Here is a 9,690-nt window from a genome sequence, read left to right as displayed (position 1 = left end):
AAGCCCATGCCGGTTTCCTCGAAGCTCTGCCGCATGCTGCCGTCGAACAGGCCGATGGTGGGAAAATTCTGCACGCCGGAAAAGCCCATCGTCTTCAGCTCTGCCAATAGCAGCGGCATGATGACGAACGGGTCGGTGCCGTTGACGCCGGCCAGCACCGGCGTGTGTCTGACCACAGGCAGCACCTCATAGGCCATTTCCTTGACGATCTCGTTGGCGTTGCCATAGGCGAGCAGGCCGGCGGCCGAGCCGCGCCCGGCCATGCGGTAGCGGCCGGAATTGTAGATGATGATGAGGTCGATGCCACCGGCCTCCTCGGCCTTCGCCGACAGGCCGGTGCCGGCGCCGCCGCCGACGATCGGCACGCCCTTGTCGATCATTCCCCTGAATTTCTTCAAGATGTCCTTGCGCGGTATGGCGGGCATTTTTTGAGGTCTCTCACTGTCCTGCGATGTCGAGGAAGGCCGCTGTTGCTGCCTTTGCGAATTCCGGGTCGTTGATATGCAGCGGCAGGCGCGTCACGCGGCGCTTGCCGTTGGGCTTGATGGTGCGCTCGATGGCATCGAACAGAACGGCGTCGGCTTCCGGGTCGAAGAAGGCGCCGCCTTCGATGTCGAGCGCCGAGACGCCTTTTTCCGGGCTGAGAAAATGCACCGGTCCCCCGCAGCGGGCGAGCCTGGTGCCGATCCACTCGCCGATCGCACGGCATTCGTCCGCCGTGGTGCGCATCAGCGTGACATTGGGATTGTGTTCGTAGAACAGCCGGTCGCGATAGTGCTCCGGGATGGTCGAAGGCGCCCAGAAGTTCACCATATCGAGCGCGCCGACGGAGCCGACATAGGGCAGCCCCGTGCGTGCGACGGCGCCGAAACGATCCTCCGTCGCCGGCAGCACGCCGCCGAACAGAAGATCGCAGACTTCGGTCGTGGTGATGTCGACGACGCCGGACAGCAAGCCGCTGTCGGCCAGCTTTTCCATGCTGCGGCCGCCAGTGCCGGTGGCGTGGAAGACCATGCAGTCATATCCGGAACGGAGCTGGTCGGCGATGGCGGTCACGCAAGGCGTGGTGACGCCGAACATGGTGAGGCCGATCGATGGTTTGCCGTCGGGTGGTGGCGCCGGGCTGGCCGCCATGCCTGATATGGCTTGAGCCGCGTTGTACAACACGACACGGGAGAGCCGGTTCAGTCCGGCCATGTCGGTCACAGAAGGCATCATGATGATGTCGGAGACATCGACGTAGGGAGCGGTGTCGCCGGAGGCGAGCGTCGAGACCATGATCTTGGGCAGGCCGAGCGGCAGGGCGCGCATGCCCGACGTGACGATCGATGTGCCGCCACCGCCGCCAATGCCGATCATGGCCGCGATGTCGTTGCGCGATTGGGCAAAGCGGGCGAAGGCGATGCCCATTGCGGCGACCGCGGCGCCGCGATCATTGCCGCCGAGCACGGTTTCACTGCCGCCGGGATGATGGTCGGCGATTTCCCTCGCGCTGATATCGACGGGGATGGTTGCGTCGCGCGTTCCGACATCGACACGACAAACGAGGGCGCCCGCAGCCGTGATTGCATCGGCCAGGAAGGCGAGTTCCTCGCCCTTGGTGTCCGCGGTCCCCACCACATAGATACGCTTCATTGCGCTCTCCCAATCCTGGCAGGCGCGATGCCGCCCCCATCGCTCATTGCCCGGGCCACTCGACGATGCGGACGCCATTGCAAATTTTTGAGACGTGCGTATCGTATTGGTATGAATGTCTCACGTCAACAATCCGCTGCGAGCGACGAGGCTGAACGGGCAACCGGCCCAGTGCCCGAACGTGGGCCGCGCGCGCGGACCAAACGGCTGATGCTGGAGACGGCAACAAGGCTGATGCAGGCGGGCGTCACGCCCTCGGTCAGCGAGGTCGCCGAGGCGGCCGAGGTTTCCCGCGCCACCGCCTATCGTTACTTCCCGAGCCAGTCGGCACTGGTGCAGGCCGTCGTCGACGAGGGGCTGGGGCCAATCCTCACCTGGCAATCGACCTCCGCCGATGCCGAGCGCCGGGTCGCCGAGCTGTTCGACACGGCCATGCCGCGCATCGAGGCCTTCGAGGCTACGTTCAAGGCAGCACTGAAGCTGTCGCTCGATCAATGGGCGCGGCGTCAGGCCGGCACGCTGGGCGGTGAGCCCGCCTTTACGCGTGGCCACCGCATCGACCTGCTGAAGGATGCGATCGCGCCGCTCAAGGGCCGTTTGCCGCCGCGCGACTTCAAGCGGCTGGCACAGGCGCTGTCGCTTATCTTCGGCGTCGAGGTGCTGATCGTGCTCAAGGATATCTGGGGGCTGGACAGCCGCCGGACGATGTCGGTCGCACAGTGGGCGGCCGGGGCGCTGGTGCGTGCGGCAGTGGCGGAATCGGTCGATGAAGGAGGCAGCCTCGATCCGAAGGCAGTCGTGAAATAGAGCCTAACTGGTTCGACCAGATTGGCATGCACACTACTGATCTTAGCGGTTGGGTGGGGTATTGGACAATACCCGATCATATCACTGAGTAGGAAAATCTTGGTAAAACAGGCAGATAAAGCGGTAATCCGATGGAAATGGCCACGTCAAGCTGCCAAGAAAGGGCTTGACGCGCATGCAAAATTGGTAATACCAGATTGGATCAGAAAAGCGGATCGAAAGTGAGGGCTGCGATCCATTTTCCGGCGGGGCGAGGAGGCTCGAAACCGGAAAGGTGCGATCACGGGAGGAACTACCAGGGCCGGCCACGTTGCCGGCTCGCACGATAAGGTAGAACGCGCACAAGGGAGGAAATCATTATGCGCAAGTTAGTGACCAGCGTACTTGCTGGTATCGGCTTAACGCTTGCCTGCGGAACGTCCGTTTACGCGCAGGAAAAGTCACTCACCATCTTCTGGGCTGAATGGGATCCCGCAAACTATCTGCAGGAGCTCGGCAACGAGTACGAGAAGCAAACCGGCGTCAAGATCACGGTGGAAACCACCCCGTGGGCCGACTTCCAGACCAAGGCCTTTACCGAGTTCAACGCCAAGGGCAGCGCCTATGACCTGGTCGTCGGCGACTCGCAATGGCTTGGTGCCGCCTCCGAGGGCGGTCACTATGTCGACCTCACCGACTTCGTCAAAGAGAACAAGGTTCTCGACAAGATGGCTCCGGCGACGGTCAAGTTCTACTCCGAATATCCCGGCAACAGCGGCAAATACTGGTCGATCCCGGCCGAGGGCGACGCCGTGGGCTGGGCCTACCGCAAGGACTGGTTCGAGGATCCGAAGGAAATGGAAGCGTTCAAGGCCAAGTATGGCTACGACCTTGCCGTTCCGAAGACCTTCAAGGAAATGACCGACATCGCGGAGTTCTTCAACAGGCCCGACCAGAACCGCTACGGCATCGCCATCTACACACAGAACCAGTATGACGGCCTGGCGATGGGCTTCGAGAACGCGCTGTTCTCGTATGGCGGTGAGCTCGGCGACTTCGGCACCTACAAGGTCGACGGCATCATCAACTCGGACAAGGCGGTGGCCGCGGCGGAAAACTACCGCAAGCTGTTCGGCTTCACGCCTCCGGGCTGGACCAACGCCTTTTTCGTCGAGAACAACCAGGCCATCACCGAAGGCCTGGCGGCGATGAGCATGAACTACTTCGCCTTCTTCCCCTCGTTGATCAACGAGGCGTCGAACCCGAACGCCAAGAACACCGGCTTCTTCGCCAACCCGGCAGGTCCAGGTGGCGAGCAGTTCGCCGCGCTCGGCGGCCAGGGCATTTCCGTCGTCTCCTATTCCAACAACAAGGAAGAGGCGATGAAATTCCTGAAGTGGTTCATCCAGGACGATACGCAGAAGAAGTGGGCGGCCCTCGGCGGCTACACCTGCAACAAGGCCGTGCTGGAATCGGCCGAGTTCCAGAACGCCACGCCCTACAACAAGGCCTTCTACGACACGATGTTCAAGGTCAAGGACTTCTGGGCGGTGCCGGAGTATGCGGAACTGCTGCAGCAGCTCAACCAGCGTGTCTATCCGTACATCGTAAACGGCGATGGTACGGCCAAGGAAATGCTGGATGCGCTGGCGAAGGATTGGGACGCCACGTTCAAGAAATACGGCCGCGGCCAATAACCGACATGTAGTGCGGAGGAGGCCTGCGCCTCCTCCGTTTTCTTTTTCAGGAATGGGAGCAGGTCTTGGCGACCACAATGATCACACCGCTGAATACCTCCTCCAGAGCCGCCTCTCGCGGCCTCAGCGACATTTCGATACGCAACCTCTTCATCATCCCGACGATCGTGTTCCTGATCGTCTTCAACATCTTTCCGCTGATCTATTCGCTCGGCTATTCCTTCACCGACTTCCGCGCATCGACCAATGCGCCGGCCAATTTCGTCGGACTGAAGAACTATCGCGAGCTCCTCAGCGACCCTTATATCTGGAACAATTTCGCGGTGACCGCGAAATACGTCATCGTCTCGGTCGTCGGTCAGGTTGTCGTCGGCTTTGGAACGGCAATGCTGCTCAATCGCACCATTCCGCTCAAGGGCCTGATCACGACATTGCTGCTCTTGCCGATGATGCTCTCGATGGCGGTGGTCGGCCTGTTCTGGAAGCTGCTCTACGATCCGTCCTGGGGTGTCATCAACTACGTGCTCGACCTCGGCAAATTCCAATGGCTCGGCGACCCGAAGATGGCGCTCTACGCGGTCGCGTTCACGGACATCTGGATGTGGTCGCCCTTCGTCATGCTGTTGTCGCTCGCCGGGCTTTCGGCGGTGCCGAAGCATCTTTACGAAGCTGCCGCGATCGACCGCGCCGGGCCGTTCTATACCTTCTTCCGCATCACGCTGCCGCTGGTCGCGCCGATCCTGATGATCGCGGTCATCTTCCGCACCATGGAAGCCTTCAAGACTTTCGATCTTGCTTATGTGCTGTCGACGCAGCCGAGCACGGAGGTGATTTCCATCCGTCTCTACAAGATGGCTTTCCAGGAATGGCAGACGGGGCGCTCCTGCGCGCTTGCCTATATCGTGCTGATCATGGTGCTGGCGATCACCAACATCTATGTGAAATACCTCAACAAAGTTAAGGAGCGCTGAGATGGCGGCCGTCCAGACTTCGGGTGAACGGGCGCTCAACAAGGTCGCTATTGTCGCCGTCCTTTTGGTGACGATCATCTTCCTGGCGCCGATCTACTGGATCGTGGCGACCTCGTTCAAGCCACGCAACCTGGCCACGACGATCCCGCCGACGGTGATGTTCGAGCCGACCATCTCGCCTTTCGTCAAACTTTTCACAAAGCGCTCACAGTTGCGCAGCCCGCCGTCGGCCGAAGAATATGCCGCCGCCCCGTGGTGGGAGCGCGTCGTGTTCGACGGCGGCGAGAAGATCGTGCGCGACGGCAAGGGCCAGGTGCAATGGTCGGGATATCCGAGCCGCTTCCTGAACTCGCTCATCATCGCCATCACCTCGACGGTGTTGGCGGTCGGCATGGGGACATTCACCGCCTATGGCTTCTCGCGCTTCAAGGTGAAGGGGGAAGCGGACCTGCTCTTCTTCATCCTGTCGACGCGCATGTTGCCGGCGGTGGTGGTCGCCATCCCGATGTTCCTGATGTACCGGGCAGTCGGGCTCAACGATACGCATCTGGGCCTGATCATTCTCTACACCGCCTTCAACCTGTCCTTCTCCGTGTGGCTGATGAAGGGTTTCATGGACGAGATTCCGAAGGAATATGAGGAGGCCGCGCTTGTCGACGGCTACACGCGCATGGAGGCGTTCTTCAAGATCGTGCTGCCGGAGGCCGCCACGGGCATCGCCGCCACCGCCGTGTTCTGTTTCATCACCGCATGGAACGAATACGCCTTTGCGCTGATCATGACCAACCGCCGCGCCCAGACCGCGCCTCCCTTCATCCCGAGCCAGGTCGGTTCGGGCCTGCCGGACTGGACGGTGATCGCCTCCGGAACCTTCCTGTTCCTGCTGCCGGTCGCCATCTTCACCTTCCTGCTTCGCAATCATCTGCTGCGCGGCATGTCCTTCGGAGCGATCCGCAAATGAGTTTTCGCGCCTTCAACCAGAAATACCTTGAACCTGGGTCGCAGATATTGATGGTGCTCGGCATCGTCGCGCTCTGCCAGCCCTGGAACATGCTGCTGCACAGCTATGGCCTGACCATCATCCTGATCGGGCTCGTCGGCTTCAACGTAACCTCCAAGATCGCGCCCGAGGAGAAGGCCGGCACCGGCCAGGTGCGCAATCCGGGAGCACAGCATTGACCCAGATCGAGCTTCGCGGCGTCCAGAAATTCTTCGGCGCCGTCCAGGTCATCAAGGACCTGAACCTCAAGATCGCCGACAACGAGTTCATCGTGCTGCTCGGCCAATCGGGCTGCGGCAAGACGACGACGCTGCGCGCCATCGCCGGGCTGGAAACCATCGACGAGGGCGACATCTTCATCGACGGCAAGCCGGTGCAGCATTTGAAGGCCGCCGATCGCGACATCGCCATGGTGTTCCAGTCGTTCTCGCTCTATCCGCATATGAGCGTCTACGAGAACATCGCCTTCCCCTTGCGTGCCACGCGCAAGAGCAAGACGGAGATCGACAGCGAGGTGCGCTCCGTCGCCAAGACGCTGCAGATCACCGACCTGCTGGACAAGAAGCCGTCGGCGCTCTCGGGTGGCGACATGCAGCGCGTCGCCATTGGCCGCGCTCTGGTGCGGCGGCCGAAAGCCATGCTGATGGATGAGCCGATCGGCGCGCTCGACGCCAAGCTGCGCGAGGAGATGCGCGCGGAAATCAAGCGGCTGCACATCAAGCAGGGCTCGACCACCATCTATGTCACGCACGACCAGATCGAGGCCATGAGCCTGGCCGACCGCATCGTCATCATGCACGCAGGCGTCTTGCAGCAGGTCGGCACGCCCGACGAGGTCTATTCGCAGCCGGCAAATCTGTTCGTGGCGCAATTCGTCGGCAGCCCGGTGATGAATGTCACCGATGCGGCGGTGGCCGAGACGACGTCCTCGGTTTCGGTGACGGTCGGTGGAGCCGCCGCCGGCTTCGAGTTCCCGCGAGCCCTGCTGTCGAAGCTCAACGGCCATGCCGGCGGCCAGTTGGCGCTTGGCATACGGCCGGAAGGCGTGCTCATCCGGCGCGAGGCGACCGAGGGCTTCGTGCCTGTCGACACACATATCGTCGAGCCGCTCGGCTCCTTCGACATCGTCGATCTCAAGGTCGGAACCGAGTTGCTGCGGGCCCGCACCAAGAGCGGCTTCGTTGCCGGACCCGGTGAAAGGGTCTTCGCCAGGATCGACCCGACCCAGGCGCATTTCTTCGACAAGGCAAGCGGCAAGTCGCTTGAGGTGAGACTCTGATGGCCCATATCCAGCTCAAGAACATCTCGAAGACCTTCGGCAACCACACGGCGCTCACCGGGCTCGATCTCGATATTGCCGATGGCGAGTTCTTCGTGCTGCTGGGCGAGACGGGCGCCGGCAAGACGACGACGCTGCGGCTTATCGCCGGCCTGGAGAAGCCCAGCGAAGGCCAGGTCTTCATCGACGGCGTCGACGTTGCCGACTGGGGTGCGGCCGAGCGTGACGTGGCGCTGGTGCTGCAGCAATATTCGCTCTATCCGCGCTACACGGTGCGCGAAAATCTCGAATTCCCGCTGAAGCCGAAAATTCGCCGGCTGCCCGACGCCGAGATCAAGGACCGTGTCGACCGTGCCGCCCGTACGCTGCGGATCGAGCATCTGCTCGACCGCAAGACGGATCGGCTGTCCGGCGGCGAGATGCAGCGCGTCTCGATCGGCCGCGCCATCGTGCGCAAGCCGCGTGTGTTCCTGATGGACGAGCCGCTGTCTGCGCTCGACGCCAAGCTGCGCGAGGCGCTGCGGACTGAACTGAAGAACCTGCAGATACAGCTCGGCGCCACCTTCCTGTTCGTCACCCACGATCAGATCGAGGCGATGTCGATGGGTGACAAGGTCGGCGTGCTCAACCATGGCCGAATCGTCCAGACCGGCACACCGCATGAGATCTACAACAATCCACGCGACACCTATGTGGCGAGCTTCGTCGGCTCGCCGCCGATGAACCTCATCGACGGCAAGCTCGTGAACGGCCGCGCGGTGATGGCGCCGCTGAATTTCGAATTGCCTTTTTCAGGGGGAGCCAAAGCGGGCGGGGCGACCGACGGTCGCCCGCTCGTCTTCGGCATTCGTCCCGAGGACGTCTATCTCGAGAGCGGCGCGCCGGTCGAGGCGCGTGTCCACGACGTCGAGAACCACGGCGTCGAAAAGATCCTGACGCTGCGCGTCGGCGACGCGACACTGCGTGCAACCGTGCCGGCCAGGACCGACGTCGCCATCGAGCAGGCGGTGCGCTTTGCCTGGAACCCCGACAAGGTGGTGCTGTTCGACAAGGGCAGCGGCGTCAGCTTGCGTCACGCCTCGTAGCCGCATCCCAGCCTATTTCTGGAAGTAGGTTTCGTAGGGCGTGTCGTTGATCAGCAGGATCACGCATTCCGTGTCGGAGACGCAGGCGTCGTCATGCATCTCATTGGCTTTCTGGGTCCAGTAGGATCCAGGAGGCAGTTCGACCTTGGTCGCCTCGCCGCCATCCATCTGCCAGTGCGCCCACATCCCCTTTATGACCACCGCACGGTAATCCGCGGTGTGCGCATGGACCGGTGCGCGCCAGTTGCCGGGAACCTTCAGCAACGTGCCTGCCGGACCCTTGGCCCGCTCGCCCCACAATGGGCCAAGACGATGCGGCTGGTCGGGTACTTCCGCCACATAGGGGATCTTGTCGGCCGGCAGGTAGCTGTCCTCGAGGGCAAAGGCGCGCCCGGGAACCGCAAGCATGACGGCGAGTGCGATGAGCTTCGGATGATTTGGCATTGGTTCTCCTCTTCGGACCGGCTTGCCGCCGGCCTCTCGCTGCCTGGTTCTGGCAAGCTATTGCATGCGGGTGGCCCGGCAATGGCATTGCGTCCGGAAGGCTTGGCAATTCATCCAGACCCGGCGATCCACGGCCGCGCTGCGGATGGTGCCGATGCGATTGATGCCGCGCGCCATGTCGATCATCCTGACCGGCGTTTCGCTGGCGACCGTCTGTGCGGCGCCGGTCGGCGCCTATGTCGGTGACATCTGGGGCTGGCGCACGGCCTTCATGATTGCGACCGTGGTCGCCGCCCTGGCGCTGCTGGTGCAGCTGGCCACCATTCCGAAATTGCCCCCCCGTGGGTGTGGCAAGCTTCCGCACCTTGCTCCACGTGCTGAAGCGTCCGTCGATCCGGGTGGCGCTGCTGGTCGTGCTGCTGGTCGCTTCGGGACACTTTGCCGGCTTCACCTATGTCCGTCCCTTCCTCGAGAAGGTCCCCGTGCTCGACATCGAGACGATCTCGCTGGTGCTGCTGGCCTATGGCATTGGCGGCTTCTTCGGCAATGTCGCCGGCGGCATCCTGGCCGAGCGCAGCCTCAAGGCAGCCGTTGGGCTGGCGCCCTTGCTGATCGCACCGGCCGCCGCCTCGATGCTGGTTTTCGGAGCTTCGCCGACGATCGCCGCTGCCGCCGTTGCGGTCTGGGGCTTTGCTTTCGGCGCCGTTCCGGTCGGGCTGCAGAGCTGGCTGGTGCGGGCAGCACCCGACCAGGCAGAAAGCGCCGGCGGACTGATGGTGGCGACGTTCCAGGT

At 62.5% G+C, this 9,690-nt stretch carries 10 protein-coding genes and 1 pseudogene; 8 read left to right on the top strand and 3 right to left on the bottom strand.

Translation table 11 applies throughout. The features are described from left to right. A partial coding sequence (locus EOA22_RS15000; protein ID WP_164755452.1) for a phosphoenolpyruvate hydrolase family protein occupies window positions 1-425 on the bottom strand: 425 nt, incomplete at its 3' end. A 13-nt stretch (window positions 426-438) separates the two neighbouring features. Continuing rightward, on the bottom strand, window positions 439-1,635 hold the full coding sequence (locus EOA22_RS14995; RefSeq protein ID WP_127390056.1) for a Tm-1-like ATP-binding domain-containing protein: 1,197 nt from the start codon (window positions 1,633-1,635) through the stop codon (window positions 439-441). Between the two features lie 111 nt (window positions 1,636-1,746). Between EOA22_RS14995 and EOA22_RS14990 the strand changes: the two genes are divergently transcribed. From EOA22_RS14990 to EOA22_RS14960, 7 genes are all read left to right on the top strand, one after another. Continuing rightward, complete coding sequence (locus EOA22_RS14990; protein WP_013529493.1) at window positions 1,747-2,442, top strand: TetR/AcrR family transcriptional regulator; 696 nt, start codon at window positions 1,747-1,749, stop codon at window positions 2,440-2,442. Window positions 2,443-2,801: 359 nt separating this feature from the next. Beyond that, a complete protein-coding gene (locus EOA22_RS14985) occupies window positions 2,802-4,118 on the top strand; it encodes an extracellular solute-binding protein (RefSeq protein ID WP_013529494.1) in 1,317 nt (438 codons plus the stop codon). A gap of 65 nt (window positions 4,119-4,183) precedes the next feature. Next, window positions 4,184-5,089, top strand: coding sequence for a sugar ABC transporter permease (locus EOA22_RS14980; protein ID WP_013529495.1), 906 nt, complete (start codon window positions 4,184-4,186; stop codon window positions 5,087-5,089). Between the two features lies 1 nt (window position 5,090). Next, a complete protein-coding gene (locus tag EOA22_RS14975; RefSeq protein WP_013529496.1) occupies window positions 5,091-6,050 on the top strand; it encodes a carbohydrate ABC transporter permease in 960 nt (319 codons plus the stop codon). Further along, on the top strand, window positions 6,047-6,268 hold the full coding sequence (locus EOA22_RS14970) for a hypothetical protein (protein WP_013529497.1): 222 nt from the start codon (window positions 6,047-6,049) through the stop codon (window positions 6,266-6,268). The genes EOA22_RS14975 and EOA22_RS14970 overlap by 4 nt, the downstream gene beginning before the upstream one ends. Next, window positions 6,265-7,368, top strand: coding sequence for an ABC transporter ATP-binding protein (locus tag EOA22_RS14965; protein ID WP_063169050.1), 1,104 nt, complete (start codon window positions 6,265-6,267; stop codon window positions 7,366-7,368). The genes EOA22_RS14970 and EOA22_RS14965 overlap by 4 nt, the downstream gene beginning before the upstream one ends. Further along, window positions 7,368-8,453, top strand: coding sequence for an ABC transporter ATP-binding protein (locus tag EOA22_RS14960; RefSeq protein WP_013529499.1), 1,086 nt, complete (start codon window positions 7,368-7,370; stop codon window positions 8,451-8,453). Before EOA22_RS14965 ends, EOA22_RS14960 begins: the two co-directional genes overlap by 1 nt. Window positions 8,454-8,465: 12 nt before the next feature. On the opposite strand, the gene EOA22_RS14955 is transcribed toward EOA22_RS14960, so the two are convergent. Then, complete coding sequence (locus EOA22_RS14955) at window positions 8,466-8,897, bottom strand: DUF4437 domain-containing protein (RefSeq protein ID WP_013529500.1); 432 nt, start codon at window positions 8,895-8,897, stop codon at window positions 8,466-8,468. A 136-nt stretch (window positions 8,898-9,033) separates the two neighbouring features. Here EOA22_RS14955 and EOA22_RS14950 point away from each other — a divergent pair. Further along, window positions 9,034-9,690: pseudogene (locus EOA22_RS14950) on the top strand (MFS transporter); the annotation flags it as partial.

The organism is Mesorhizobium sp. M7A.F.Ca.US.014.04.1.1, assembly GCF_003998745.1.
In the GTDB taxonomy this organism is placed as follows: Bacteria; Pseudomonadota; Alphaproteobacteria; order Rhizobiales; family Rhizobiaceae; genus Mesorhizobium; species Mesorhizobium ciceri.
Note: the sequence above shows the minus strand (reverse complement) of the source record. Positions and strands in the feature narration are given on the sequence as shown.

What these genes read in the sequence shown, in the direction of transcription:
- EOA22_RS14995 (WP_127390056.1), bottom strand. Translation starts at nt 1,635, where the DNA reads ATGAAGCGTATCTATGTGGTGGGGACCGCGGACACCAAGGGCGAGGAA.
- EOA22_RS14990 (WP_013529493.1), top strand. Translation starts at nt 1,747, where the DNA reads ATGAATGTCTCACGTCAACAATCCGCTGCGAGCGACGAGGCTGAACGG.
- EOA22_RS14985 (WP_013529494.1), top strand. Translation starts at nt 2,802, where the DNA reads ATGCGCAAGTTAGTGACCAGCGTACTTGCTGGTATCGGCTTAACGCTT.
- EOA22_RS14975 (WP_013529496.1), top strand. Translation starts at nt 5,091, where the DNA reads ATGGCGGCCGTCCAGACTTCGGGTGAACGGGCGCTCAACAAGGTCGCT.
- EOA22_RS14970 (WP_013529497.1), top strand. Translation starts at nt 6,047, where the DNA reads ATGAGTTTTCGCGCCTTCAACCAGAAATACCTTGAACCTGGGTCGCAG.
- EOA22_RS14960 (WP_013529499.1), top strand. Translation starts at nt 7,368, where the DNA reads ATGGCCCATATCCAGCTCAAGAACATCTCGAAGACCTTCGGCAACCAC.
- EOA22_RS14955 (WP_013529500.1), bottom strand. Translation starts at nt 8,897, where the DNA reads ATGCCAAATCATCCGAAGCTCATCGCACTCGCCGTCATGCTTGCGGTT.